24 protein-coding genes are annotated in these 24,539 nt (G+C 69.9%); 15 read left to right on the top strand and 9 right to left on the bottom strand.

The window, feature by feature from the left end; genetic code table 11:
- Genes AC3RXZ_RS03270 through AC3RXZ_RS03260 form a run of 3 tightly spaced genes read left to right on the top strand, consistent with a single transcriptional unit; the run spans nt 1 to nt 2,867 of the window.
- The gene (locus AC3RXZ_RS03270; RefSeq protein WP_491493499.1) at nt 1-756 is read left to right on the top strand and encodes a lysophospholipid acyltransferase family protein; all 756 of its coding nucleotides are present in this window, start codon (nt 1-3) and stop codon (nt 754-756) included.
- Nucleotides 746-1,885 (top strand): NAD(P)H-dependent glycerol-3-phosphate dehydrogenase, encoded by a 1,140-nt coding sequence (locus AC3RXZ_RS03265; RefSeq protein ID WP_491493155.1) that lies wholly within the window; start codon nt 746-748, stop codon nt 1,883-1,885. The genes AC3RXZ_RS03270 and AC3RXZ_RS03265 overlap by 11 nt, the downstream gene beginning before the upstream one ends.
- The gene (locus AC3RXZ_RS03260; protein WP_491493154.1) at nt 1,785-2,867 is read left to right on the top strand and encodes a D-alanine--D-alanine ligase family protein; all 1,083 of its coding nucleotides are present in this window, start codon (nt 1,785-1,787) and stop codon (nt 2,865-2,867) included. Before AC3RXZ_RS03265 ends, AC3RXZ_RS03260 begins: the two co-directional genes overlap by 101 nt.
- 6 nt (nt 2,868-2,873) lie before the next feature.
- On the opposite strand, the gene AC3RXZ_RS03255 is transcribed toward AC3RXZ_RS03260, so the two are convergent.
- A complete protein-coding gene (locus AC3RXZ_RS03255) occupies nt 2,874-3,383 on the bottom strand; it encodes a DUF3515 family protein (RefSeq protein ID WP_243225322.1) in 510 nt (169 codons plus the stop codon).
- Nucleotides 3,384-3,406: 23 nt separating this feature from the next.
- Here AC3RXZ_RS03255 and thiL point away from each other — a divergent pair, with 23 nt between their 5' ends.
- On the top strand, nt 3,407-4,402 hold the full coding sequence (gene thiL / locus AC3RXZ_RS03250; RefSeq protein ID WP_491493153.1) for a thiamine-phosphate kinase: 996 nt from the start codon (nt 3,407-3,409) through the stop codon (nt 4,400-4,402).
- On the opposite strand, the gene rsmD is transcribed toward thiL, so the two are convergent.
- Complete coding sequence (rsmD, locus tag AC3RXZ_RS03245) at nt 4,372-4,947, bottom strand: 16S rRNA (guanine(966)-N(2))-methyltransferase RsmD (RefSeq protein WP_243225328.1); 576 nt, start codon at nt 4,945-4,947, stop codon at nt 4,372-4,374. The genes thiL and rsmD overlap by 31 nt on opposite strands.
- 79 nt (nt 4,948-5,026) lie before the next feature.
- On the opposite strand from rsmD, the gene AC3RXZ_RS03240 reads away from it, so the two are divergent.
- The 6 genes from AC3RXZ_RS03240 to mutM all read left to right on the top strand — a co-directional run bounded on the left by AC3RXZ_RS03240 (nt 5,027) and on the right by mutM (nt 10,110).
- Nucleotides 5,027-7,195, top strand: a complete 2,169-nt coding sequence (locus AC3RXZ_RS03240) for an ATP-dependent DNA helicase RecG (protein ID WP_491493152.1) — start codon at nt 5,027-5,029, stop codon at nt 7,193-7,195.
- Nucleotides 7,196-7,253: 58 nt separating this feature from the next.
- Nucleotides 7,254-7,751 (top strand): pantetheine-phosphate adenylyltransferase, encoded by a 498-nt coding sequence (coaD, locus tag AC3RXZ_RS03235; RefSeq protein ID WP_491493151.1) that lies wholly within the window; start codon nt 7,254-7,256, stop codon nt 7,749-7,751.
- A gap of 83 nt (nt 7,752-7,834) precedes the next feature.
- Nucleotides 7,835-8,332: a YceD family protein gene (locus AC3RXZ_RS03230; RefSeq protein WP_491493498.1), complete on the top strand. Its 498-nt coding sequence runs from the start codon at nt 7,835-7,837 to the stop codon at nt 8,330-8,332.
- 2 nt (nt 8,333-8,334) lie between these two features.
- Nucleotides 8,335-8,544 (top strand): 50S ribosomal protein L32, encoded by a 210-nt coding sequence (rpmF, locus tag AC3RXZ_RS03225; RefSeq protein ID WP_243225340.1) that lies wholly within the window; start codon nt 8,335-8,337, stop codon nt 8,542-8,544.
- A 17-nt stretch (nt 8,545-8,561) separates the two neighbouring features.
- The gene (rnc, locus tag AC3RXZ_RS03220; RefSeq protein WP_243225341.1) at nt 8,562-9,254 is read left to right on the top strand and encodes a ribonuclease III; all 693 of its coding nucleotides are present in this window, start codon (nt 8,562-8,564) and stop codon (nt 9,252-9,254) included.
- Nucleotides 9,247-10,110, top strand: a complete 864-nt coding sequence (gene mutM / locus AC3RXZ_RS03215) for a bifunctional DNA-formamidopyrimidine glycosylase/DNA-(apurinic or apyrimidinic site) lyase (RefSeq protein WP_491493150.1) — start codon at nt 9,247-9,249, stop codon at nt 10,108-10,110. The genes rnc and mutM overlap by 8 nt, the downstream gene beginning before the upstream one ends.
- 147 nt (nt 10,111-10,257) lie before the next feature.
- On the opposite strand, the gene AC3RXZ_RS03210 is transcribed toward mutM, so the two are convergent.
- The 5 genes from AC3RXZ_RS03210 to AC3RXZ_RS03190 all read right to left on the bottom strand — a co-directional run bounded on the left by AC3RXZ_RS03210 (nt 10,258) and on the right by AC3RXZ_RS03190 (nt 14,817).
- Entirely contained in the window at nt 10,258-11,577 is a 1,320-nt protein-coding gene (locus tag AC3RXZ_RS03210) for a permease (protein WP_491493149.1), read from the bottom strand.
- The gene (locus tag AC3RXZ_RS03205; protein WP_491493148.1) at nt 11,574-12,269 is read right to left on the bottom strand and encodes an ABC transporter ATP-binding protein; all 696 of its coding nucleotides are present in this window, start codon (nt 12,267-12,269) and stop codon (nt 11,574-11,576) included. Before AC3RXZ_RS03205 ends, AC3RXZ_RS03210 begins: the two co-directional genes overlap by 4 nt.
- Before the next feature lie 90 nt (nt 12,270-12,359).
- Nucleotides 12,360-13,436, bottom strand: coding sequence for a GNAT family N-acetyltransferase (locus AC3RXZ_RS03200; protein WP_491493147.1), 1,077 nt, complete (start codon nt 13,434-13,436; stop codon nt 12,360-12,362).
- Complete coding sequence (locus tag AC3RXZ_RS03195) at nt 13,433-14,527, bottom strand: GNAT family N-acetyltransferase (protein ID WP_491493146.1); 1,095 nt, start codon at nt 14,525-14,527, stop codon at nt 13,433-13,435. Before AC3RXZ_RS03195 ends, AC3RXZ_RS03200 begins: the two co-directional genes overlap by 4 nt.
- A 14-nt stretch (nt 14,528-14,541) precedes the next feature.
- Nucleotides 14,542-14,817: a hypothetical protein gene (locus AC3RXZ_RS03190; protein WP_243225349.1), complete on the bottom strand. Its 276-nt coding sequence runs from the start codon at nt 14,815-14,817 to the stop codon at nt 14,542-14,544.
- A 550-nt stretch (nt 14,818-15,367) separates the two neighbouring features.
- Here AC3RXZ_RS03190 and smc point away from each other — a divergent pair.
- The 3 genes from smc to AC3RXZ_RS03175 all read left to right on the top strand — a co-directional run bounded on the left by smc (nt 15,368) and on the right by AC3RXZ_RS03175 (nt 20,497).
- Nucleotides 15,368-18,934 carry a chromosome segregation protein SMC gene (gene smc, locus AC3RXZ_RS03185; RefSeq protein ID WP_491493145.1) on the top strand — a complete coding sequence of 1,189 codons (3,567 nt, stop codon included), beginning with the start codon at nt 15,368-15,370 and terminating at the stop codon, nt 18,932-18,934.
- 144 nt (nt 18,935-19,078) lie between these two features.
- Entirely contained in the window at nt 19,079-19,954 is an 876-nt protein-coding gene (ftsY, locus tag AC3RXZ_RS03180) for a signal recognition particle-docking protein FtsY (protein WP_491493144.1), read from the top strand.
- A 42-nt stretch (nt 19,955-19,996) separates the two neighbouring features.
- Nucleotides 19,997-20,497: a DUF2004 domain-containing protein gene (locus AC3RXZ_RS03175; protein WP_243225355.1), complete on the top strand. Its 501-nt coding sequence runs from the start codon at nt 19,997-19,999 to the stop codon at nt 20,495-20,497.
- A 97-nt stretch (nt 20,498-20,594) separates the two neighbouring features.
- On the opposite strand, the gene lipA is transcribed toward AC3RXZ_RS03175, so the two are convergent.
- Both lipA and lipB read right to left on the bottom strand, forming a co-directional pair.
- Nucleotides 20,595-21,584 carry a lipoyl synthase gene (lipA, locus tag AC3RXZ_RS03170; RefSeq protein WP_491493143.1) on the bottom strand — a complete coding sequence of 330 codons (990 nt, stop codon included), beginning with the start codon at nt 21,582-21,584 and terminating at the stop codon, nt 20,595-20,597.
- Nucleotides 21,581-22,219, bottom strand: a complete 639-nt coding sequence (gene lipB, locus AC3RXZ_RS03165) for a lipoyl(octanoyl) transferase LipB (RefSeq protein WP_491493142.1) — start codon at nt 22,217-22,219, stop codon at nt 21,581-21,583. Before lipB ends, lipA begins: the two co-directional genes overlap by 4 nt.
- Before the next feature lie 77 nt (nt 22,220-22,296).
- On the opposite strand from lipB, the gene AC3RXZ_RS03160 reads away from it, so the two are divergent.
- Complete coding sequence (locus AC3RXZ_RS03160) at nt 22,297-22,884, top strand: TetR/AcrR family transcriptional regulator (RefSeq protein ID WP_491493141.1); 588 nt, start codon at nt 22,297-22,299, stop codon at nt 22,882-22,884.
- 69 nt (nt 22,885-22,953) lie between these two features.
- Nucleotides 22,954-24,510, top strand: a complete 1,557-nt coding sequence (gene ffh / locus AC3RXZ_RS03155; protein WP_491493140.1) for a signal recognition particle protein — start codon at nt 22,954-22,956, stop codon at nt 24,508-24,510.
- Nucleotides 24,511-24,539 lie beyond the last annotated feature (29 nt).

Raw genomic sequence — 24,539 nt, 5'->3', positions numbered from 1 at the left:
ATGGGCTCCCGGTCACCCGAGAAGTCCCGTCCGAGTCTGTTCTGGCTGCTCGCGATCGTGGTCATTCCGATCGTGTCCTACCTGTCGAAGATGACCTTCATCGGGCGGGAGAAGCTGCCCCGCGAGGGCGCCTACGTGCTCGCCCCGAACCACTACTCGGAGTTCGATCCGCTCATCGTGGCTGCCGCGGTGTGGCGCCTAGGGCGTGCGCCGCGCTTCATGGCGAAGGAGAGCCTGTTCCGAGTTCCGGTCGTCGGGGCGGCGCTGCGGGCGACCGGCATGATCCCGGTCGCGCGCGCCTCGTCCGCGTCGGCGGCGAAGCAGACGATGGCACAGTCCACCGAGCTCGTGGAGCACGGCCGGGGCGTGATCGTGTACCCCGAGGGGACGCTGACGCGCGATCCCGCCCTGTGGCCGATGCGCGGCAAGTCCGGTGCGGTCCGGCTGGCGCTGGCGGGTGACATCCCGCTCATCCCGATGGCGCAGTGGGGCACGCAGGACATCATGGGTCGCTACCAGAAGGGGCTGAAGCTGTGGCCGCCGCGCAAGCCCGTCCGGATCATCATCGGTGACCCGATCGACCTGTCCGATCTGAAGGGGCGCGCCGGCGACGCCACAGCGCTCAACGAGGCCACCGCACGTCTGATGGACGCGATCACCGCCCTGCTCGAGCAGATCCGCAACGAGAAGGCTCCCGCCGAACGGTGGAACCCGGCCGATCACGGCCAGAAGGAGACCGGACGCCTTGACTCCTAGACGAATCCCCGCCACGGGCCCCAGAGTGGTCGTCGTCGGCGCCGGAAGCTGGGGCACGACCTTCGGAAAGATCCTCGCCGACGGCGGCGCCCGGGTGACGATGTGGGCGCGCCGGCCCGAGCTCGCGCAGGAGATCGCGGAGGCGAAGCGCAACTCGCGATACCTGCCGGGGATCAACCTGCCCCGCTCGATCGATGCGACGCACGACCTCGCGGCCGCGCTCGACGGCGCCGAGCAGATCTACCTCTCGGTGCCCAGCCAGACCCTGCGCGAGAATCTCAAGACGCTGCGCCCCCTGATCGCGGAGGGACCCGCGCCCATCGTCAGCCTGATGAAGGGCGTAGAGCGCGGCACCGGGCAGCGCATGAGCCAGGTCATCGAGCACGAGCTCGACTGCGATCCGGCGCGGATCGCAGTGGCGTCCGGACCCAACCTGGCGCTCGAGATCGCCCGCGAGCAGCCCACGGCGGCGGTGATCTCCTCGCGCAGTCAGGACACTGCCGACACGGTGGCCAGGGCAGCGCGCAACTCCTACTTCCGCACGTTCGTGAACACGGACGTGATCGGGACCGAGTTCGGCGGCGTGCTGAAGAACCTCATCGCCGTGGCGATCGGGATCGTGGACGGCGTCGGATACGGCGAGAACACGAAGGCGTCGATCATCACCCGCGGTCTCGTGGAGATGACGGACTTCGCGGTCGCCTACGGCGCTCAGCCCGGGACCCTGCAGGGACTCGCCGGCCTCGGAGACCTGATCGCCACGTGCCAGTCGCCGCTGAGCCGTAACAACACGGCTGGACGGCTGCTCGGACAGGGATACGGATTCCAGGACGTGGTCGCGCAGATGCAGCAGACCGCCGAGGGGCTCGCCTCGGTGGCGCCCATCCTGCAGCTCGCGCACGAGGCCGACGTGGACATGCCCATCGTGCAGCAGGTGAAGATGGTGCTCGACGGCACCATGAACCCTCGCGACATCGCGCCGCACCTGACGACAGACGACGACACCCCGCAGGGGGAGAGGACCAATCATGGCAAAGCAGACGGTGGTGGTGCTCTTCGGCGGGCGTTCCAGCGAGCACTCGATCAGCTCCGCGACGGCGGGCGGGGTGCTGCACGCGATCGATCGTGACCGGTACGAGGTGATCCCGGTCGGGATCACCCGCGAGGGCGCGTTCGTCCTCGAAGCGGACGACCCGGAGAAGTTCGCCCTGGACGCGGCGCATCTGCCCGAGGTGGCGGACAACGGCACGCGGATCCTCTGGCCAGAGCCCGGAGGGGACCGCACGCTGCGCGTCGTGGCGCCGGACGGCTCGATCACGGGCCATGGCGAGATCGACGTGGTGCTGCCGATCCTGCACGGCCCGCACGGCGAGGACGGCACGATCCAGGGGTTCTTCGACACGCTGGAGGTGCCCTACGCCGGAGGCGGCGTGCTGGATTCCGCGCTGTGCATGGACAAGCACTTCATGAAGATCGCGTTGCAGGCGGCGGGCATCCAGGTCGCCCCCTGGATGACGATCCGTCGCCGCGACTGGGCGGCGGACACCGAGCTCGTGCGCGCCACCGCCACGGCCTTCGGCCTGCCGCTGTTCGTCAAGCCGGCCAGGGCCGGCTCCAGCGTCGGGGTCTCGAAGGTGTCCGATCCCTCCGAGCTCGATGCCGCGCTGGAGGTGGCCTTCGCCGAGGACGACAAGGTCCTCATCGAGTCGGGTGTCTCCGGCCGCGAGATCGAGGTGGCGATCCTCGACCGGGCCGACGGTCCCCGTGCCTCGGTGCCGGGGGAGATCGTCCTCACCTCGCGAGGCTTCTACGACTTCGAGGGCAAGTACCTGGGCGGCGACGGCGTGGACGTCATCTGCCCGGCGACCCTGACGGATGCTGAGACCGCCGCGATCCAGGAGGTCGGCGTCCGCGCCTTCGAGGCGGTCGACGGCCGCGGCCTCGCCCGCGTCGACATGTTCCTGACGCCGGCGGGGGAGCTCGTGGTGAACGAGCTGAACACCATGCCCGGCTTCACGCCGATCTCGATGTTCCCGAAGTGCTGGATCGCGTCCGGGCTGACCTACACCGAGCTCATCACCGAACTCATCGAAGCCGGGCTGCGCGACTGAGGGGCGTCAGCTCTCGGCATCCGGGTCGTAGTCCTCGGGCAGTTCGTCCGGGGCGGTGCACTTGCCGTCCGCGGGGATGGAGGTGACCGCACCCACGATGCCGCGGTTGCTGATCACGTCGTTGGAGCTCACGACGCCGGTGTCGATGTACATCTGCACGGCGGGCTCGCGGCCGTAGGTCGTGAGCCGCACCATCGGCGTCTCGGAGGCGTCGACCAGCCAGTCCACGCCCTCGAGCGTCACGCACTGCAACTCGCTGGTCGGCGCAGGCTTCTCCAGGCCGCAGGTCAGCAGGATGGCGGAGGAAGGTGCGCCCCAGGCCGCGGTCGCCTGGGCATCCGTCCAGCGCCGGTCCTGGCCCGCCAGCGTGTTCGTGTTCTGCAGGCTGACGATCACCTCGGCGCAGAGCGGGTCGTTGGCGGCGGGCGCGGGCTCGAGATGCACGGTGCTCGCGCACCCGCCGAGCAGGGCCGTTCCGAGCAGCAGAACGGCGGCGGCGGCGAGACGGGAACGCATGCTTCCAGGCTACCTTTGACTGCATGCCCTCCCGTTCAGCCGACGATGATCCGCGCCTGTCCGAGCTCTCCGAGGGGCGGATCCTGCAGGCGATCCTGACCAGGACGCCGCCCGCGATCCATACCCTGCTCGGGCCCGGCGACGACGCAGCCGTCATCGCCGCGCCGAGCGGCTCCGTCGTCGCCACCGCCGACACGCTCGTGCACGGGCCGGACTTCCGCCTCGCCTGGTCCAGCGGCCATGACCTCGGATGGAAGGCCGCCGCCGTGAACCTCGCCGACATCGCGGCGATGGGGGCGCGGCCCACGGCGCTGCTCGTCGCGCTGGCTGTTCCCCGCGACATGCGCCTGTCCTTCGTCGAGCGGCTCGCCGACGGCTTCCGAGACGCCTGCGACGCGCTCGCTCCCGGGTGCGCGGTCGTGGGAGGGGACCTGACCACGTCGGACGTGCTGACGATCGCCGTCACGGCGCTCGGCGATCTGGAAGGACGCGCACCGGTCACCCGCTCCGGTGCCAGGCCCGGCGATGTCGTCGCCATCGCCGGCGAGGTCGGCCACGCCGCACGCGGTCTCGCCGTACTGTTCGGACGCTTCCGCGACGGGGATCGTCCCGTCCCCGTGGACCCCGCGCTGCTCGCGGAGGGAGAAGCGGATGCCGTGGCTGCGCAATTGCGCCCGCGCCCGCCGGTCGGACTCGGCGCCGCCGCCGCGACAGCCGGTGCGACCGCCCTGATGGATGTCTCGGACGGGCTGGCGCTGGACGCCGGTCGGCTGGCGGACGCTTCGGAGGTGACGCTGGAACTCCACGGCGACCGACTGGGGGCGGACCCTCGGCGCGCTCTGGCCGGAGGCGAGGACCACGCGCTGCTGGCGACGTTCCCCCCGGACCGGCTGGCTCCGGGATTCCGAGAGATCGGGATCGTGCGCGAGCGCGGTTCCGCCGCCGTCCTGTGCGACGGCGCTCCGGTCGACGTCTCAGGCTGGGATCCCTACCGCGACTGGGACGCGACCGCGGGCTGAGCCCACCACAGCGCCGTGTCGCCGTAGACCTTGGCGCGCACCTGCTCGAGCCCGGCGGCGGCGAGATCCGGCGGCGTGGAGCGCTTCGCGCGTTCGATGACGACCAGGGCGTCGTCGGCCAGCAGAGGAGCGAGCGCAAGGAGGTCAGCGGTCATCGCCGCGTCGTCGAGGTCGTAGGGCGGGTCGGAGAACACCAGGTCGAAGGGTCCGGAAGCACGCAGCAGAAACGCGTGCACGCCGAGATGGTGCACCCGGGCGGGCCTGCCCGTAGCGCGCGAGACCGCGTCCGCGTTGCGCCGGACGATGCCTGCCGCGGCCTTGGACAGTTCGACGAGGTCGGCGGAGGCAGCCCCCCGGCTGAGAGCCTCGAGTCCGAGCGCACCCGAACCCGCGTAGAGGTCCAGCGTCCGCGCGCCGGTCACGGCATCAGCCGACTCCAGCGCACCGAAGAGCGACTCGCGCACGCGGTCGCTCGTGGGACGCGTGCCCGCCGAGGGAACCGCGAGGCGCAGTCCTCCGGCGTCTCCCGCGATGATCCTGGTCACCCGTTCACCCTAAGGCACCGGGGTGACGGCGGCCTCGACGCTGCCGGCGACGTCCCCGGTCCCTTCTAGACTCGAAGCCATGTCCTTGAGTCTCGACGCGCCGCTGACCGTCGCGCTCGGCGACAAGGCGGCGAAGCCGCTCGAGCGCGCCTTCGGCATGACGACGGTGTCCGACCTCGTGACGCACTACCCGCGCCGCTACGCCGACCCGGGTGAGCTCACGCCCATCCTCCAGCTCCCGGTGGGGGAGATGGTCACCATCGTCGCCGAGATCCTCTCCACCAGCGTGCGCGTCATGCGCAACCGACCCGGAGCCATGGTCGAGGTCCGGATCGGTGACGGCGTGGGCACGCTGTCGCTGACGTTCTTCGCGAAGAACAAGGGGCAGGCCGACTGGCGTGCGCAGCAGATGACGGCCGGCCGCCGGGGGATCTTCTCGGGCAAGGTCGGCGAGTATCACGGCCAGCAGCAGCTGGCGCATCCGCAGGTCGAGCTCTTCGACGACGAGGAGGAGGCCCGCAAGCGCGCCGACGCCCGCTCCGCCCGCCCGATCCCGATCTACCCGGCGACGGCCGCGGTGGCGAGCATGACGGTGCAGCGGCACATCGAGCGGGTGCTGCCCGAGCTCGGAGCCATCCCGGACCCGCTGCCCGAGGAGGTCCGCCGGAGTGAGGGGCTGCTGGACGCCAGGACGGCGCTCATCCAGATCCACCGGCCCGAGACGCGCAACGACATCGACCCCGCCGTGCGGACTCTGCGGATGCACGAGGCGATCGTCCTGCAGGCGGCGCTGCTGCAGCAGCGCGCGTTCGTGCGGATGCTGAGCGCGACCCGCCGGCCCGCGGAGCCCGGTGGGCTGCTCGAGAGGTTCGATGCGGCGCTGCCCTATGAGCTCACTGCGGATCAGAAGACCGTGGGCGCCGAGGTCGCGGAGGATCTGGTCGGGAACTGGCCGATGAACAGGCTGGTGCAGGGCGAGGTCGGTTCGGGGAAGACGCTCGTCGCGCTGCGCGCCATGCTCCAAGTGGCCGAATCCGGCGGGCAGTCCGCCCTGATCGCCCCGACCGAGGTACTCGCAGGACAGCATCTGCGCTCGATCACGAAGATGCTCGGTCCCGAGCTCGCACCGCAGCTGATGCCGACGCTGCTCACGGGGCAGATGTCCGCTCCGGAACGGCGCAGGGCCGCGCTGCGCGTGGCGTCCGGTCAGGCTCTGATCGTGGTGGGCACGCACGCGCTGCTGGGGGAGAAGACGACCTTCGCCGATCTCGGTCTCGTCGTCGTCGACGAGCAGCACCGCTTCGGCGTCGAGCAGCGCGAGGCCCTGCGCGCCAAGGGATCGAGTCCGCACGCGCTGGTGCTCACGGCGACGCCGATTCCGCGGACGGTCGCGATGACGGTCTTCGGCGATCTCGACACGTCCGTCATCCGCACCATGCCGTCCGGTCGCGCCGGAATCGAGAGCTTCGTCGCCCCGCTCGCCGAGCATCCGGGCTGGTTCGCCCGCGTCTTCGAGCGCGCGGCGGAAGAGGTCGATCAGGGGCGCCAGGTCTTCGTCGTGTGCGCCGCGATCGACACCGCCGCGAAGACCGGCGAGATCGGGGATCAGCCGCCGCCGGAAGGAGCGTCGGGTCCGCGCTGGGGTGTCGTCCAGCTGGACGAGGCGCTCGCAACGCACCCGAGGATCGCGAAGCTGCGCCGCGCGGTGCTCCACGGCCGGATGCCCGCGGAGGAGAAGGATGCCGTGATGCAGGCGTTCGCGCGCGGGGAGATCGACGTGCTCATCGCGACGACGGTGATCGAAGTGGGAGTCGACGTGCCGAACGCTTCCACCATGATCATCCTCGACGCGGATCGCTTCGGGGTCTCCCAGCTGCATCAGCTGCGCGGGCGCGTCGGCCGCGGAGGCGTTCCCGGCCTGTGCCTGCTGGTGACCGAGGCGGAGGAGGGCACGCTCGCCCGGGATCGGGTGGAAGCGGTCGCTGCGACGCTGGACGGGTTCGCCCTCGCCGAGGTCGACCTTGAGCTGCGCGGCGAGGGGGACGTGCTGGGGGCGACCCAGTCCGGCGTACGCTCCTCGCTCAAGCTGCTGCGGGTGGTGAAGGACACCGCGCTCATCGCCAGGGCGAGGCGGCTCGCCGAGGACATCCTCGAGGAGGATCCGCTGCTGGACCGGCATCCCGGTCTGCACGACGCGATCGCACGGCGCGTGACGGCCGAGGACCGCGCGGCGCTCGCGAAGAACTGAGGGATTCCTGCCCTAGGCTGGGACGCATGCGCCGTACTGAGCGATCGAAGGAGTCGAAGTGAGCAGCCGGATCGCCGTGGTGCCGGGTTCCTTCGACCCGCCGACCCTGGGTCACCTCGATGTCATCCGTCGCGCGGCGAAGCTGTACGACGAGCTCCACGTCCTCGTGGTGCACAACCCGGGCAAGGAGGCGATGCTCCCCATCGCCCAGCGCATGAGCCTGCTGGAGCGATCGATCTCGGACGACGGGATGTCGGGGAACATCATCGTCGGCTCGTGGAGCATGGGCCTGCTGGTCGACTACGCGCGAGACGTGAACGCCGGGGTGCTCGTGAAGGGCATCCGCTCGCAGATCGACGTCGCGTACGAGTCGCCCATGGCGATCGTGAACCGCCACCTCGCGGACATCGAGACGGTGTTCCTGCTGCCCGACCCGTCGCACGCACTCGTCTCGAGTTCTCTGGTCCGGCAGGTCGCGGGTCTGGGCGGGGACGTGTCGCCCTTCGTTCCGCCGGCGGTGGCCGAGTTCCTGGACACCGGAGCGCGCGGCATCTGAGCCGGTAGAATCGAAGCGTGAAATCCCGACTCAACGGCCCCTTCGTGCTGCCCGTCCGCGACATCGTCCGGCATCCGGGCGAGATGCGCGAACACGCCTTCACGGTGACCCTCCCTGAGCAGTGGGGCGAGGGGATCGTCGCCCTGCAGGAGGGGTCCGACCTCGATCTGGACTTGCGTCTGGAGTCCGTCCACGAGGGGATTCTCGTGTCCGGAACGGCCGACGGAACCTATGAAGGCGTGTGCGGACGGTGCCTCACCGACATCGCTGCGCCTGTCGAAGTCGAGTTCCAGGAGCTTTTCGCGTATCCTGGAGAAGAAGAAACTGACTTCGAGGTTCAAGACGACCACGTGGATCTTGAAACTCTTGTCAGGGATGCGACCGTTTTGGCGCTTCCATTTCAGCCGGTGTGTCAGCCGGATTGCCCGGGTCTGGACCCGATCACGGGTGAGCGACTGACCGAGAGCACCGGGGCGGAGACAGCCGCTCCCATCGATCCTCGATGGAGTGCGCTCCAACAGATCGCAGACCAGAGGAGTGCGGAAGACAGCCGCGCGCCCGAGAACACAGAAGAGAGTTAGCCATGGCCGGTAACCCCCCGAAGCGCAAGGTTTCCCGTTCCAACACCCGCTCGCGTCGCGCGCAGTGGAAGGCGGCGCCCGTCGCGCTCGTCAAGACCGTCGAGAACGGCAAGGTCGTCTACAGCCGCCCGCACCAGGCGAAGGTTGTCACCGACTCGCAGGGCACCGAGCTCTTCCTCGAGTACAAGGGCCGCAAGGTCGCAGACGTCTGAATCACGGTCGCAGGATCGTGACGGAGGTCCCCGGGGGGACGGCGCCTCTCGCAGCCAAGCTCAGGGTCGATATCGACCCTGAGCTTCTGGCGTTGGCGCTGACCCACCGTTCGTACGCGTACGAGCACGGCGGGATCCCGCACAACGAGCGACTGGAGTTCCTGGGCGACTCGGTGCTCGGGCAGGCGGTGACCGTCATGCTGTTCACCACGCAGCCCGACCTCGACGAAGGCCAGCTCGCCAAGCGGCGGGCCAGCGTCGTCTCGACCGTCGCGCTGGCCGAGGTCGCGCGCGGCATCGGGCTGGGCGAACATCTTCTGCTCGGCCGCGGCGAGGAGCAGACCGGCGGACGCGACAAGGACTCGATCCTCGCGGACACGATGGAGGCCGTGATCGGCGCTACGTACCTGTCGGCCGGCCCCGAGCACGCCACCAAGCTGGTGCTGCGGCTCACCGAGCCACTGCTCGCCGACCCGGAGCGGTACGGCGCGGCGATGGATCCCAAGACGAGCCTGCAGGAGCTCGCCGCTCGGCTCGGATCTCCGCCGCCGCAGTACTCGGTGCAGTCGGACGGTCCCGATCACGATCGTCGATTCACCGCGACGGTGGTGGTCGGCGACGTCACCACCACCGGAGACGGGACCAGCAAGAAGACCGCCGAGATGGCCGCTGCGCTCACCGCGTGGCGGGTGCTCAGCGATCGTGCCTGAGCTCCCCGAGGTCGAGGTCGTCCGTGCCGGCCTCGCTCCTGCCGTCGTCGGGGCGACGGTCTCGTCGGTGTCGGTCCTCGACGAGCGCGCTCTGACGCGGCATCCCGCCGGGGCCGCGGACTTCGCAGCACAGCTGGAAGGCGCGGGCATCGTCGCGGCCGCGCGCCGCGGCAAGTTCCTCTGGATGCCGTTGGCCGGTGCGGAGCGCGCGTTGACGGCCCATCTCGGGATGAGCGGGCAGCTGCTTCTGCGCGCCCCGGATGCTCCGGCGGAGCGGCACGAGCGGATCCGACTCGGCATCGAGCATCCACGGCACGGCTCGCTCGCGGTCGTCTTCGCCGACCAGCGGACGTTCGGATCGCTCGCCGTCGACGACCTCGTCGCCGACGGCGAGGACCTCATCCCCACGCAAGTCCGGCACATCGCGCGTGATGCGATGGACCCGCACTTCGACGACGAGGCCTTCGTCCTGGCTGTCCGTCGACGCGCGAGCGCGATCAAGCGCATCCTGCTGGATCAGACGCTCATCAGCGGTGTGGGGAACATCTACGCCGACGAGTCGCTCTGGGCCGCGCGCATCCACCCCGAGGCCCAGGGGCGCATGTTGTCGGCGCGCGCGGTGCGGCGTCTGCTCGGCGAAGTGCGCCTCGTCCTCGACAAGGCCCTCGCCGAGGGCGGCACGAGCTTCGATGCGCAGTATGTGAACGTGAACGGTCAGGCCGGTTACTTCGCGCACTCTCTGAACGCTTACGGGCGCACCGGGCAGGCCTGTCCGAGGTGCGGCGGCCCGATCCGGCGCGACGCGTTCATGAACCGCTCCAGTCACTACTGCCCGCGGTGCCAGCGGAGACGCTGACTCTTCCCTGCTTACCAGCACCCGCAGGACGGGCAGGGCGCTTAGCGCGATCGAGTCGATTCAACTCATCGCGGCGAGCACCTGCACAGTCGGACCCGCCCGCGCAGACGGCGGACGCCGCAGAGCGCCCGCCGTCGCGGCCCGCGCTCAAGCCTCCGCGAAGGACCGCGCCAGCAGCGGACGCGTCACCCGGGTGCTCGCCCACACGACGCCGACCCCCGCAGCCACGACGAGCGCGATCGTCGCGAGGGAGATCGGGGCGATGATCATCGCGATTCCGATCAGAGGGAAGATCAGCAGCGCGGCGCACAGAGCGGCCCCGATGGTTGTGAGCAGCAGCGGTGCCATCACCGCTCGGCGACGGGCACTGTCCAGCGTCTGCAGCGGCATCCCGAGGTGATGCAGGCTCCGGTGCAGGTCCCGCTGATCCAGGATCTCGGCGGCCTGGTTCACGCCGACGGACGCGGCGACCATGAGGAACGAGCCGATGAGCGTGATGATGAGGCCGGTGCGGATGTCGGCGGCCAGCGCGATGTCTGCCGGTGCGGAAGATGCGCTCATCACGTCCATGACGGCGACGCCGCTGCCGGCGAAGACGGCCATGAAGCTCGCCATGGTCACGCCGCTCACCTGACGCCATGCGGCCTTCGGCGACTCCAGCACCATGCGTGCCGACAGCAGGCGCTCCGGACGCTCGGCGCGGCGCAACTGCCTCCTGGCCTGCACGGCCACGGCCCACGGACCGATGAGGTTCAGGATGGCGAGGCCGACGGCGAACAGTCCCGCGACGACGAGGATCGTGACGACGATCCCGCCGATGCCGGGGAAGACCTGCATCGCGACGAATGCGCCCGCGACGGCCGTGACGCCGAGCACGGCGCGAAGCCAGTGCGCCTTCGGCACGTCCGTGCGCATGCGCACGCCCAGCGGGGAGACCACGACGCGGCGCAGACCGATCACGGCGCTGATCGCGGCCAGCAGAAGCACTCCGAGGACGACGACGGCGATCAGCCATGCCGGAAGCAGTACACCGGCCCAGCCGAGGGGCTCGCCGCGGAACGGGATGAGTCCGATCGCCGGTGACAAGGCCAGGTAGCCGGCGACGCCGGCCAGCGCGCCGACTGCGGCGACCGCCACGGATTCGACGACGGTGGCGATGACGACGCCGCCCGGAGCGACGCCGAGCAGCCGCAGCGTGGAGAGGCGCTCGTCTCGCCGCCGCGCCGACAGCCGGGCGGCCGCTCCGCCGAGTCCCGCCAGCGGCACGACGAGGAGCACGAGCGCGATCGCGGCGAGTCCCTGGTACACGACTCCCTCGGGGTCGTTCCAGGTCCAGAAGGTCTGCGCTCCGCCGATCACGGTGAGCACGAGCGCCGTGACGATGCCGAACGCGACGATCGGCAGTGCGACGATCGATCCTGCGCCCGGTGCGGGCCGCAGCAGCAGCGCGAGCACGCGGGGGTTCACGCGGCCACCTCCGTCGGGAGGATCCGCCCGTCGCGGACGCGGACGATGCGCGAGCATCGCTCGGCGACCGAGGCGTCGTGCGTGACCAGCACGAGGGTGCGCCCCTGCCCGGTGGTCGACCACAGCAGCGCGTTCATCACCTCGGAGGAGGTCTGCGAGTCGAGCGCACCGGTCGGCTCGTCGGCGAAGACGACCTGTGCACCGGTGACCTGGGCACGCGCGATCGCGACCCGCTGCGCCTGCCCGCCCGAGAGCTCGCCGATCCGGCGCTGCTCCATTCCGGTGAGCCCGAGGGCGGCGAGCCACCCGGCCGCATGCTCCTCGGCGGCACGACGCGGCGTGCCGTTGATCATCAGCGCCAGGGCGACGTTCTCGATCGCCGTGAGCTCGGGGATCAGCAGACCCTGCTGGAACACGAAGCCGAAGGATTCGCGGCGCAGCCGCGAGCGCTCCGACTCGTTCATGCCGGTGACGTCGACGGCGGCGCCGGATGCCGGAGCGAACGTGACGCGCCCGGCATCCGGCGCCGTGATCCCGGCGAGCACGTGCAGCAGGGTCGTCTTGCCCGACCCGGACGCGCCCATGATCGCCACGGACTCGCCGCGTGTCACGGCGAGGTCGACCCCCGCCAGAGCGCGAGTGGTGCCGAAGGTCTTCTGAAGGGATTGCGCGGTGAGGACGGGGATGTTCATGCCTTCCAGCCTGATCGACCGTTGGGCGCGGGACATCCGTCCGCGGATGCAGTTGTCGCCGCATCCGTCATCCGTCAGGATGATCCCCGCTCAGCCGAGCTTCTTCTGCCAGGCGCCCGCGTACGAGACGGGAGCGAACCCGATCCGCTCGTTGATGTCGAGCATCGGCCGGTTCTCCTCCGCATTGAACGTGGACACGCGCGGCGAGTCGGGGGCGATCTCGCGCCACCGGAGCAGGTTCGCGCACTTCACGAGCATCCCGAGCCGGTGTCCGCGGTGCTCGCGCAGGACGAGCGTGCAGAACTGGTGCGTGACCTCGCTGCGGTCCGCGCCGATGACGAGTTCGTTGAACGCGGCAAGCCGTCCGGTCGGCACGTGCAGAACGGCGGCGACCGACATCGTCTGTCCGCCCTCGGTCAGCCGTGCCTCACGGCGTTCGACACGTGCCGCGTCCCAGGTCTCCTCATCGATCTCGAGAGCTCCGGCCGGGACATCCGTCGACATGCGCGACAGCGCCCACGCATAGCCCTCCGCCAGGTCCGGAGGGGTCGGGATCGTCCACTCGACGAGCCGGTAGTCTGGCCCGGCCGCGGCGATCGAATCGTCGAGTGCCCGGCGCACATCGTCCATGGGGCCTGCGAGGTCGAAGGCGCTGTTGCGCTCGACCTGCTCCAGGACGAAGCCGTCGTGCGCGAGCAGCCGGGCGAGGGGAGTGTCGGCGACGACGCCCCAGCCCGTGGCCGGAGAGATCGTGGCGCCGGCGGTGGCTCCGGGGTGCAGCGTCCAGGTCTGCATCACCGCGCGTCCGAGCGCACGCGTCTCCTCCTCGGCACGTGCGAGGAGGGCGTCCTCGATGCCGCGCCCCCAGTTCTCCGGGAGCACCATCAGGTCGAACTGCGTGCTCGTCGGTTCGGCCGTCGCGTGACTGACGATCACGCATCCGACGACGGCCCCCTCCTCGCGCACGACGAAGATCCGCTGCACCTCGTCGTCGGTGTCGCGCAATCCGGCCAGCATCTCCGCCGGCGTCTGCGCCAAGTCGTCGGTGCCGGCGTCATTGCGGCACACGGCGTTGTTCAGGGCGACGACGGCGAGGAAGTCCGCGGCGTCCTCGGCATCCGGGGTCTGCGGGAGGACGAGCTCCTCGAGCAGCAGGGTGTCGGTCATGTCAGGTCCTTCTTCCAGGCGCCTTCGTAGGCGAAGGCTTCGAAGCCGATCTCCTCGTTGATCGAGAGCATCGGCCGGTTCTCCTCGGCGTTGTAGGTGATCACCCGCGGCGAGTCGGGATGTGCGTCTCGCCAGGCCAGGAGCCCGGCGGTCTTGACGAGCATGCCCAGGCGATGGCCGCGGTGCTCGGCCAGCACGAGGGTGTCGTACTGATGGGTGACGGATGCCGGGTCCGCGCTCATGGTGAGCTCGTTGAACGCGCACAGCTCACCGGTCTCGATGTGCTGTGCCGCCGTGACCTGCAGCGACCAGCCCTTCTGCGCGGTGCGCTCGTCCTCCCGGGCGACGCGCGCGGCGTCCCAGGTCTCCTCGGGCATCCCGAGCTCGGCGTCCGGGGCGTCCGTGGACATGCGCGACTTCATCCACGCGTACCCGTCGACGTACTCGACGGGGGTCGGGAGCATCCACCGCACGACCCGGTACTCCGCGGCGTGTGCCGCGGCCTCGTCCTGCAGCGTCGTCAGGCGATCGACGGTACTGGCGGTCCAGGTCAGCGCGCTGGCGCGCTCGACCTGCTCGAGCCGGAATCCGTTGCGCGCGAGGAACCGCGCGGCCCGGTCCGCGGGCACCGAGCCGAACCCGGTCGGGGATGCGAGGGGCGCGGCATCCGATCCGTCCTCGTGATGCTCGGCCCAGTGCAGGATCTTCTCGGCTCCGGCCTCGCGTGCGACGGACTCGACATGCGCATAGGCCGCGCGACCGATGCCCTGTCCCCACGCGCGCCGCAGCACGGCGAGGCCGATCATCGCGGTGCGGCCGTCGTCGTCCATGAAGCGGTCCAGCGCGCAGCAGCCGACGATCTCGCCGTCCTGCTCGATGTACCACTGACGTCGATCGCGGTCGGGCGTGCCGTAGAGCAGCGGAAGCAGCGTGTCCGCATCGAGAGCGTCGTCGTCGCGCCCCGTCGTCTCCAGGATCGAGGCGTTGCGCACTTCGGCGTACTCCCGCAGAAGCGGGGTGGGGGCTGCACCCGCCCGTGCGGGAAGCACGAGCGGGTGCAGCGTGGCGGTGTCGGTGAGCGGAACGCTCATGTCGTCTCCTTCGGTCAGCGCAGCTGGCGCTGCAGGTCGAACGTCAGCAGTGTGAGGGCCTCGTGCTGGGTGAGGTTCGGCGCGCCGGGGAAGAACGACGGCACGTCGATGGACGCCGACGGAGTCCGACGACGCTGCGTCCTCAGAAGCAGCCAGAGACCGATCCGCAGGGACAGCCGGTCGGCCAGAGCGAGCTCCGTGCGGTCGACCGGGACGGGGATCTCGAGGATTTCGCGGTCCTCGGGACAGGGAGGGTGGGACGTGCTGCGATGCAGCTGTGCGATGGTCACGATGTACTCGTTTCAGTGGTGATGGTGATGGTGATGGATGCACGGCGACGAGGTCGCGACGGCGAGGCGTCCGCGGACTGCGGAGCCGGAGACGGCCGAGGAAGCGGATATGCGTGCGCGAAGGCAGCGGATCCGACGGCGGCGGAGAGGGACGGCCGTGACGCGGAAGGTCAGAGGGACGTGGCGCGCGGAATGCGGCGGAGAGGCGCCCACCGAGGGCGCGCGATCTCAGGCTGCGGTTCTACGACAGCGCGGTGCGGCCGCCGCCGAAGGATGCGGTTACCGAGTGCGCAGGACGCGCCGCCCCAAAGGCGTGCGTATCGAGGCCTGTGGCCTGTGCGGTGAGCTGAATCATCATCGGTAACCTCCTTTCGTGTGGCGATCCGGAGTGCAACGGTAGCGAACCGCGCGGGTCGCGTCAAGGATTCTCACAGGAAGTCGGCGTGTCGCGGCGTGTCGGATCGTTCGCTGTCCCGTGTGGGATGCCGGTCCTGGCGCGGGATTCCGGTAGCGTAGCGGCCGTGATTCTCCCCGGTCGAGTGGTGCCCGCATGCACCTGAAGAGCCTGACGCTGAAGGGCTTCAAGTCGTTCGCGCAGCCGACCTCGTTCGTCTTCGAGCCGGGTGTGACCTGCATCGTCGGCCCCAACGGATCCGGCAAGTCCAACGTCGTCGACGCGCTCGCCTGGGTGATGGGGGAGCAGGGGGCGAAGACGCTGCGTGGCGGGAAGATGGAGGACGTCATCTTCGCCGGCACTTCCACCCGCGGACCGCTGGGCCGTGCCGAGGTGCAGTTGACGATCGACAACAGCGACGGCGCGCTTCCGATCGAGTACGCCGAGGTCACCATCAGCCGCACGCTGTTCCGCAACGGATCGAGCGAGTACGCGATCAACGGGGCGAGCTGCCGGCTGCTGGACGTGCAGGAGCTTCTGAGCGATTCCGGACTCGGACGCGAGATGCACGTGATCGTCGGTCAGGGCCGGCTCGACACCGTGCTGCAGGCGTCTCCGGAGGATCGTCGCGGGTTCATCGAGGAGGCCGCCGGCATCCTCAAGCATCGCCGCCGCAAGGAGAAGACGCTCCGCAAGCTCGATGCGATGGAGACCAACCTCACGCGTCTCAGCGATCTCGCCGGGGAGATCCGTCGCCAGTTGAAGCCGCTCGGACGGCAGGCCGAGATCGCGCGCGAGGCGCAGACGATCGCCGCAGTCGTTCGGGACGCCAAGGCACGGATCTTCGCCGACGACGTGGTGGCGCTGCGGACAGCTCTGGCCGATCACACGCGCACGGAGCAGGAGCGCCACACCGAACGACTGGTGCTCACCGATCAGGCGGATCATGTCCGCGCCGAGATCGCGCGGCTGGAGGCCGATCAGAACTCCGCGGCCGTCGACGCGGCCCGGAGCGTCGCGTTCGGGCTCGAGCAGGTGCAGGAGCGCATGCGCGGCCTGTACACGCTGGCGAACCAGCGGCTCGCGCTGCTCGGTTCCGAGGAGGACGACGCCGCCGTGACGACCGTGACGGTCACGCAGGCGACGATCGATGAGGCCAAGGAGGAGGTCACGACGATCTCCGAGGGGCTCGGAGACGCGCAGGACGCCGCGGCCGCCGCCAGCCGCGAGGTGATCCAGGCGCGTGCGGAACTGGACACGCTCGACGTGGACATCGCCGAGCAGAGCGCACTCGTCTCCGAGTACGACATGCGGCTGACGACGCTGCGGGGGAACGCGGAGGCCGCGGCATCCGCCCTCGCCGCCGTCCGTGGCGCCGTGCTGCGACAGGAGAACGCTCTCGAGGCGGCGCACACCCGCAGACGCGAGGCGGCCGGGGCTCTCGAGGCGATCGAGGATGCCGAGGCCCCGGAAGGCACGGCGGCCGAGCACACCGCGGCCTACGAGGCCGCGCAGGCCGCGGCCACGGCGGCCGAGACCGAACGCGACGGACTGCGTGAGCGTCTGCACGCCGCCGAACGCGAGGTGGACGCGCTGACGGCGAAGACAGCGGCGCTGAGTAGCGCTCTGTCGTTGTCCGGCGGATCCGCCGAGATCGTGAAGGCGGGCGGACCGGGTGTCCGTGGGCTGGTCGGCGATGCCGTCCAGGTGCGTGCCGGGTTCGAGGCCGCGGTCGCGGCCGTGCTCGGTCCCCTCGCCGAGGGAGTGCTCGTCGACAGCGTCGATGATGCGATCGCGCTGATCGACGGGGCGGACCGCGGCGTCGTCGACTTCGTGATCGCCGATGCGCCCGGTCCGGCCGCATCCGAGCTCCGGATCGGCGGGGTGACGGCGGCGACCGAGGTCGTGACGGCCCCTGACGGCGTGCTCGGCGTGCTCTCCCACGTGCTGATCGCCGAGGATCTGTCCGCGGCGCGTAAGGCGCGTGCGGCGCTGGACTCGCTGGCGGATACGACGACCACGATCGTCACGACCGGTGGCGACGTCTTGACGGCGCACACCCTGCGATCCGGTTCGGGCTCCGAACGATCGCGCCTCGAGCTCGCCGCTGAGCGCGATGCGGCCGCGGAGCGCCTGGACGAGATCCGCGTGATCGTCGATTCGCTGCGCGACGCACGGGAGGAGGCGTCCGAGCGCGTCGAGAGCGCGAGGCGCCACGCGAAGGAGAGCCTGCGGCTGCTGCGTGAGCACGACGCGGCGCTGGCGACCTATGCCGAGCAGGTCAACCGCGTCACGGTCCAGCACGAGTCCGCCGTGGCGGAGTGCGAGCGCCTCGAAGCGGGGCTCGCCCAGGCGCAGGCGGCCGTCGCGGATGCCGAGGAGGCCGCGGCTTCGGCGAAGGCCGAGGTCGAGGCGGCGGAATCGGCACCGCGCCCCGTTCTGGACGCCTCCGCGCGCGACGGCCTGCTGGAAGCGCTGGAGGCGGCCCGCGAGGGAGAGGTGCGCGCCCGGCTCGAGATCGAGACGCTGCGCGAACGGGTGCGATCCGCACAGGCACGGGTCGCCGCGCTGGAGCGCCAGCGCGAGCAGGAGAGGGATGCCGCGGCCGAGGCCGCTCGACGTGCCGTGATCCGGCGGGCGCAGCGGGAGGCGGCGAGCGGCGTCGCCGAGGAGCTGCCGCGGATCCTGGATTCGCTCGATCGGTCCGTGACCGAAGCACGGGTGGCCCTTGCCGAGGCGGAAGCCGCACGGTCGGCGCAGAACGAGGAGCTCACGGGCCTCCGCGCCCAGGAGCGCAGCCTGCGCGATCGCCTGGCCGGACTCACTGAGAGCGTGCACGGGCTCGAGTTGCAGATCCACGAGAAGAAGCTGCACCTGACGAGCCTGCTCGAGCGAGTGGCCAGCGAGCTCGCGCTGGACGAAGATATTCTCGTCGCGGAATATGGGCCGGACCAGCTCGTCCCACGCGACCCGACGGAGCAGCAGCCGGCCGAGGCTGGGACTCTCGTCGAGGACGCCGAAGACGCTGCGGCCGACGGCGGCGGCGTCCCGTACGACCGTCGTGTGCAGGAGCGTCGACTGCGCGAGGCCGAGCGCAAGCTGACCCAGCTCGGCCGGGTCAACCCGCTCGCTCTCGAGGAGTTCGCCGCCCTGGAGCAGCGCCACGCCTTCCTCACCGAGCAGCTGGCGGATCTCACCCAGACGCGACAGGATCTCCTCACGATCATCGCCGACCTCGATGAGCGCATGCAGACGATCTTCGCGAGTGCCTTCGAGGACACCAAGCAGGCGTTCGGCGAGGTGTTCCCGCTGCTGTTCCCGGGCGGATCGGGGAGCATCTCGCTGACGAACCCCGACGACATGCTCACCACCGGGATCGAGGTCGCGGTGCGTCCGGTGGGCAAGAAGATCGAACGCCTGTCCCTCCTGTCGGGTGGGGAGCGCTCGCTGGCTGCGGTCGCATTGCTCGTCGCGATCTTCAAGGCCCGCCCCAGCCCGTTCTACATCCTCGACGAGGTCGAGGCGGCGCTCGACGACGCGAACCTCGGGCGCCTGCTGACGGTGTTCGAGCAGCTGCGGGAGAGCTCCCAACTGCTCGTCATCACCCATCAGAAGCGCACCATGGAGATCGCGGACGCCCTCTACGGCGTGTCGATGCGCCAGGACGGCGTCTCCGCCGTCGTCGGACAGCGGGTCGGCGATCGCGCCGCCGCGGCCAGCTGATTTCGCTCACGCGTGCCGAACCTTGGCGATAGCGTGCGCGGCCGGGGCGTCGATGGCGCCGTCCGTCCGACACGCCGTACGGGTAGGGAAACGGCCGGAACTCGGACACCCGACGTCCCGTACCCGTCCCAGTAGGCTGGACGCATGGCGGAGAAGTCCTGGTCCCTCGGCCGCGCGCTGCGCGGCATGTTCGTCAAGCCCACCATCGACGAGACGACGTGGGAGGACCTCGAGACGGCGCTGATCACCGCCGATTTCGGCCCCGACATCACCGAGCGCATCGTCGACGAGCTGCGCGAGAAGGTCGACCGCTTCCGCACCACGGACCCCAAAGACCTGCAGCGGATGCTGCGGGAGACGCTCGAGGAGCACTTCGCGAAGTTCGACACGACGCTGAAGCTGTCCGAGCGCCCGGCAGTCGTCCTCGTCGTCGGTGTCAACGGCGTCGGGAAGACCACGACGATCGGCAAGTTCACGAAGTTCCTGCGCGGCTATCAGCGCTCGGTCGTGGTGGGTGCGGCTGACACGTTCCGGGCGGCCGCCGTCGACCAGCTCGCCACCTGGGCCCAGCGCGCGGGGGCCGCGATCGTGCGTCCGCAGCAGGAGGGGCAGGACCCGGCATCTGTCGCCTTCCAGACCGTCGAGTACGCCAAGAGCCAGAGCATCGAGATCGCGATCATCGACACCGCCGGGCGTCTGCACACCAAGGGCGGGCTGATGGACGAGCTGTCCAAGATCCGCCGCGTCGTCGAGAAGCAGGCGCCGATCAGCGAGGTGCTGCTGGTGCTGGATGCCACGACCGGACAGAACGGCGTCATGCAGGCGGAGTCCTTCCTCCAGCACGCCGGCGTGACCGGACTCGTCATCACCAAGCTGGACGGTTCCGCCAAGGGCGGCTTCGTCCTCGCGGTCCAGGAGCGCACCGGCATCCCGGTCAAACTGCTCGGCCAGGGCGAGGGGATCGACGACCTGACCGGCTTCACGCCGCATGCTTTCGTGCAGGCTCTGGTCGGGCAGTGATCAGCACTACCGCGAGCGGGCGGGGACTGGTTTCATAGCGGTATGGCGATCGAACACGACTACTTCGGACTCCTGTCCTCGGGGCCGGACGGATCGATCTTCTGGTCGGAGACCGTGGAGTTCGGCGACCAGTCCGTCACGGTCGATCTGACCGCCCCGGACCAGGACGATGTGTCGCCCGACGCGCTGGACATCGCGGCAGCCCTCATCTCCGGCCTCGAAGACGTCGATGCCACGGCGCGTCGAGGGATGCTGGCCGAGGTCGACGACCGCACGAGTGAGGTGACCGAGTACATACTGCAGCAGCAGGAGGTCTACGGCGAGGACCTCGTGGACGTCCTGGTCGACGTCTCCGGCGACGCCGCGGTCGACATCATCCGATCGCTGCGCCTGATGAGCATGACGATCCTCGCGGACGAGCACGGGGGGACCGAGCCGTTTGCCGTGCTCGAGTACGCCCTGGATGCCGACGACACCGACGACGTGCTGCTGGTGAACCTCTCGTCGGACGGCTCGGTGCAGTCGGTGATGAGCGCCGACTGAACCGCGCCGCAGCGAGGTCCGGAGGAAAGTCCGAGATCCGGAGGAATGCTGACGAACCATCCGAATCTGGGCGGTTCCTCCGGATCTCGCGTGACGCTCAGACGGCCTGAGCGAACCCCAGGTCCGCGCCCTCGGCGATGTGCGCGAGATGCGGGGGGATCTCCCGGCCCTTCGAGATCATCGACTGCGCCCAGAGGCGGCCGGCGCGGTAGGACGAACGCACCAGGGGGCCCGCGAGCACGCCCAGGAACCCGATGCGCTCGGCCTCCTCCTTGAACTCCACGAACTCGGCCGGCTTCACCCAGCGGGAGACCGGGTGGTGGCGCGGGGTGGGACGCAGGTACTGCGTGATCGTGATGATGTCGCATCCCGCGTCGTGCAGGTCCTGCAGCGCCTGGATGACCTCCTCCGGCTCCTCGCCCATGCCGAGGATGAGGTTCGACTTCGTGATGAGCCCGGCATCCCGGCCCTGCGAGAGGACGCTCAGTGATCGCTCGTAGGTGAACGCGGGACGGATCCGCTTGAAGATGCGCGGAACGGTCTCGACGTTGTGAGCGAAGACCTCGGGGCGCGCCTCGAAGATCTGCCCCAGGAAGGCGGGGTCGGCATTGTGCTCGTTCGCGAGCAGCTCGACGCCGGTGTTCGGGTTCAGCTCGTGGATCTTCCGGACGGTCTCGGCATTCAGCCAGGCGCCGGTGTCCGGAAGGTCGTCGCGGGCCACCGACGTGACCGTGGCGTAGCGCAGGCCCATCTGCCGCACGCTCTCGGCCACGCGGCGGGGCTCGTCGGTGTCGTAGTCCGCGGGCTTCCCGGTGTCGATCTGACAGAAGTCGCATCGCCGCGTGCACTGCGAACCTCCGATGAGGAAGGTCGCCTCCTTGTCCTCCCAGCACTCGAAGATGTTCGGGCACCCCGCCTCCTGACACACCGTGTGCAGGCCTTCGTCCTTCACGAGCGAGTGCAGCGCCTGGTACTCGGGACCGAGCTTCGCCTTCGTCTTGATCCACTCCGGCTTGCGTTCGATCGGCGTCTCCGCATTGCGGACCTCCAGGCGCAGCAGTCTGCGTCCCTCGGGGGCGGCGCTCATGCGGGCACCCCCGCGTACTCGGCGGCGAAGACCGCGGACACGTGCTCGACGATGTCGGCGGGGGAGACGTCCGCCCCCACCACCTCGCTCACCGTGGTGACTCCGGCATCCGTGATGCCGCAGGGGATGATGCCCCTGAACCCCGCCAGGGTGTTGTCGCAGTTGATGGCGAAGCCGTGCATGGTCACGCCCTGCTGCACGCGGACGCCGATGGCGGCGACCTTGTCCTCGCCGAGCGGACGCCGCACCCACACGCCGCTGCGTCCCTCGACCTGATAACCGTCGACGCCGAGCGGCCGCAGCACCTCGATGAGCACGCGTTCGAGCCGACGGACGTGCGCCACGACATCCATCGGCTCGCGCAGCCGCACGATCGGATAGCCGACGAGCTGACCCGGACCGTGCCAGGTGATCTTTCCGCCCCGGTCGACGTCGACGACGGGCGTACCGTCCGTCGGTCGCTCGTGCGCCTCGGTGCGCTTTCCCGCGGTGTAGACCGCTTCGTGCTCGAGCAGGAGCAGGGTGTCGGGGCGCGAACCGGCGACCACATCGGCATGGGTGCGCCGCTGCAGGTCCCAGCCGTCCAGATAGGGGATGAACTCGGGGTCGAGTCCGGCGATCCGGATGTCGAGCATGGTTGTCCTCCACGGTTGTTGGATGCGGTCCAACAATACGCCTCTTCCGGAGGATGGGGAGGCGGTACGGTGAAGGGATGACCACGGACAGTCGCGCAGGACGCCCCCGTGCCTCGTCTCGCGAGACGCTGGCGGAGGCCGCCTGCGAGCTGTTCCTCGAGCAGGGATACGAGTCCACCTCGGTTGCGGACATCACTCGCCGGGCCGGGGTCAGCCGCTCGAGCTTCTTCAACTACTTCTCCTCCAAGAGTGATGTGCTGTGGTCCGGACTCGACGAGCGCATCGACCGGGCCATCGCCTCGCTGCGGTCGCTGGGGCCGGATGCAACAGGCGACGCCGTCCGCGGCATCCTGCTCCTGGTGGTGCGGGACTTCGCACCGGACCCGCTGGCCCTCGCGCTGCGCAACGCCGCGGCGATGGGCCTGGAGGACGAACTCGTCCGCGACACGGGTCTGCGGCATGCGCGCCTTTCGGCGGCCATCGCGGAGGCCGCCGTCGAAGGTGGCATCGACGTGATCCGCGCGGACATCCTCGGAGCCGCGCACGCGGCGGCCGTGCTGTCCTCGCTGCGGGTGTGGGCCGAACAGGGCGCCGGCCGGGGGAGCGTGGAAACCGTGCTGCTCGAAGCGCTCGGGACGATCCACGACCTCCCCGGGGGGATCTGAGGCGAATGGACCGGCCCGGCCTCTCCGTCGCCGAGCACCGCCGTCCCCTCGCGTAGAATCGGGAGCACCATGGCTACCTTTGGCACGCTCTCCGATCGGCTCACCGAGACCTTCCGCAACCTCCGCACGAAGGGGAAGCTCACCGCGAGCGACGTCGACGGCACCGTCCGCGAGATCCGTCGCGCGCTGCTGGATGCCGATGTCGCGCTCGGAGTCGTGAAGGACTTCACGGCCAAGGTCCGCGAACGCGCCCTCGGCGACGAGGTGAACAAGGCGCTCAACCCGGCGCAGCAGGTCGTGCAGATCGTCAACGAGGAGCTCATCGGCATCCTCGGCGGCGAGCAGCGTCGCCTGGAGTTCGCGAAGACTCCGCCGACCGTGATCATGCTCGCGGGCCTGCAGGGCTCCGGTAAGACCACGTTCGCCGGCAAGCTCGCCAAGCAGCTCGAGAAGGACGGGCACACCCCGCTTCTGGTCGCCGCGGACCTCCAGCGTCCCAACGCCGTGAACCAGCTGCAGGTCGTCGCTCAGCAGGCCGGCGCCACGATCTACGCCCCGGAGCCCGGCAACGGCGTCGGCGACCCCGTCAAGGTGTCGCGCGACGGCGTCGAGCACGCCCGCCGTCAGCAGCACGACGTCGTCATCATCGACACCGCGGGTCGTCTCGGTGTCGACGCCGAGCTGATGAAGCAGGCCGCCGACATCCGCCGCGCCGTCGATCCGGACGAGGTCCTGTTCGTCATCGACGCCATGATCGGTCAGGATGCCGTGAACACCGCCAAGGCGTTCCAGGAGGGAGTCGACTTCACCGGTGTCGTCCTGTCGAAGCTCGACGGCGACGCGCGAGGGGGAGCGGCGCTGTCCGTGGCGTCGGTCACGGGTCGGCCGATCATCTTCGCGTCGACGGGTGAGAACCTCGACGATCTCGAGCCCTTCCATCCCGACCGCATGGCGAGCCGCATCCTCGACCTCGGTGACATCCTCACCCTCATCGAGCAGGCGCAGCAGGCCTTCGACGAGGAAGAGGCGCGCAAGGTCGCCGACAAGCTCGCGAACGAGGCCTTCACGCTGGAGGACTTCCTCGACCAGCTTCAGCAGATGAAGAAGATGGGTTCGATGAAGAAGATGCTCGGGATGCTCCCGGGCATGGGCCAGATGAAGCAGCAGCTTGACGACTTCGATGAGCGCGAGATCGATCGCACGGAGGCGATCATCCGCTCGATGACCCCGGGGGAGCGGCGCAACCCGAAGATCCTCAACGGTTCGCGTCGGCTGCGCATCGCGCGCGGCTCCGGCATGACCGTGACCGACGTCAACCAGCTCGTGCAGCGCTTCGACCAGGCGGCGAAGATGATGAAGACCGTCGCGCGCGGCGGCACGCCGCAGATCCCGGGGATGGGGCCGGTGCCCGGTATGGGACGCCCGGGCGCCTCGGCCAAGCGCGGGAAGAAGGGCAAGTCGAAGGGGCCGTCGCGGTCGGGGAACCCGGCGAAGCGCGCCGCGGAGAACGCCGGTGCTCCCGTCAGCGCTGCTCCGACGGGATCGGGCTTCGGTCTCGGCGGCGGTCAGGCCGCGCCCAGCGAGGCCGACCTCGCCGAGATCCAGAAGCTGTTCGGCAAGGGCTGAGACGCACGCGAAGGGGGCTTCGAACCGTA

The sequence above is a fragment of the Microbacterium cucumeris genome (assembly GCF_058349845.2).
Note: the sequence above shows the minus strand (reverse complement) of the source record. Positions and strands in the feature narration are given on the sequence as shown.

Bases quoted from the DNA above. Each gene is read 5' to 3' on its own strand.
- thiL (WP_491493153.1), top strand. From the start codon at position 3,407: ATGCCCTCCCGTTCAGCCGACGATGATCCGCGCCTGTCCGAGCTCTCC.
- AC3RXZ_RS03200 (WP_491493147.1), bottom strand. From the start codon at position 13,436: ATGACCGACACCCTGCTGCTCGAGGAGCTCGTCCTCCCGCAGACCCCG.
- AC3RXZ_RS03255 (WP_243225322.1), bottom strand. From the start codon at position 3,383: ATGCGTTCCCGTCTCGCCGCCGCCGCCGTTCTGCTGCTCGGAACGGCC.
- AC3RXZ_RS03240 (WP_491493152.1), top strand. From the start codon at position 5,027: ATGTCCTTGAGTCTCGACGCGCCGCTGACCGTCGCGCTCGGCGACAAG.
- AC3RXZ_RS03270 (WP_491493499.1), top strand. From the start codon at position 1: ATGGGCTCCCGGTCACCCGAGAAGTCCCGTCCGAGTCTGTTCTGGCTG.
- lipB (WP_491493142.1), bottom strand. From the start codon at position 22,219: ATGCTCGACATCCGGATCGCCGGACTCGACCCCGAGTTCATCCCCTAT.
- AC3RXZ_RS03175 (WP_243225355.1), top strand. From the start codon at position 19,997: ATGGCGATCGAACACGACTACTTCGGACTCCTGTCCTCGGGGCCGGAC.
- AC3RXZ_RS03195 (WP_491493146.1), bottom strand. From the start codon at position 14,527: ATGAGCGTTCCGCTCACCGACACCGCCACGCTGCACCCGCTCGTGCTT.
- ftsY (WP_491493144.1), top strand. From the start codon at position 19,079: ATGGCGGAGAAGTCCTGGTCCCTCGGCCGCGCGCTGCGCGGCATGTTC.
- AC3RXZ_RS03205 (WP_491493148.1), bottom strand. From the start codon at position 12,269: ATGAACATCCCCGTCCTCACCGCGCAATCCCTTCAGAAGACCTTCGGC.
- AC3RXZ_RS03230 (WP_491493498.1), top strand. From the start codon at position 7,835: ATGCGCGAACACGCCTTCACGGTGACCCTCCCTGAGCAGTGGGGCGAG.
- AC3RXZ_RS03260 (WP_491493154.1), top strand. From the start codon at position 1,785: ATGGCAAAGCAGACGGTGGTGGTGCTCTTCGGCGGGCGTTCCAGCGAG.
- AC3RXZ_RS03160 (WP_491493141.1), top strand. From the start codon at position 22,297: ATGACCACGGACAGTCGCGCAGGACGCCCCCGTGCCTCGTCTCGCGAG.
- lipA (WP_491493143.1), bottom strand. From the start codon at position 21,584: ATGAGCGCCGCCCCCGAGGGACGCAGACTGCTGCGCCTGGAGGTCCGC.
- smc (WP_491493145.1), top strand. From the start codon at position 15,368: ATGCACCTGAAGAGCCTGACGCTGAAGGGCTTCAAGTCGTTCGCGCAG.
- rpmF (WP_243225340.1), top strand. From the start codon at position 8,335: ATGGCCGGTAACCCCCCGAAGCGCAAGGTTTCCCGTTCCAACACCCGC.
- ffh (WP_491493140.1), top strand. From the start codon at position 22,954: ATGGCTACCTTTGGCACGCTCTCCGATCGGCTCACCGAGACCTTCCGC.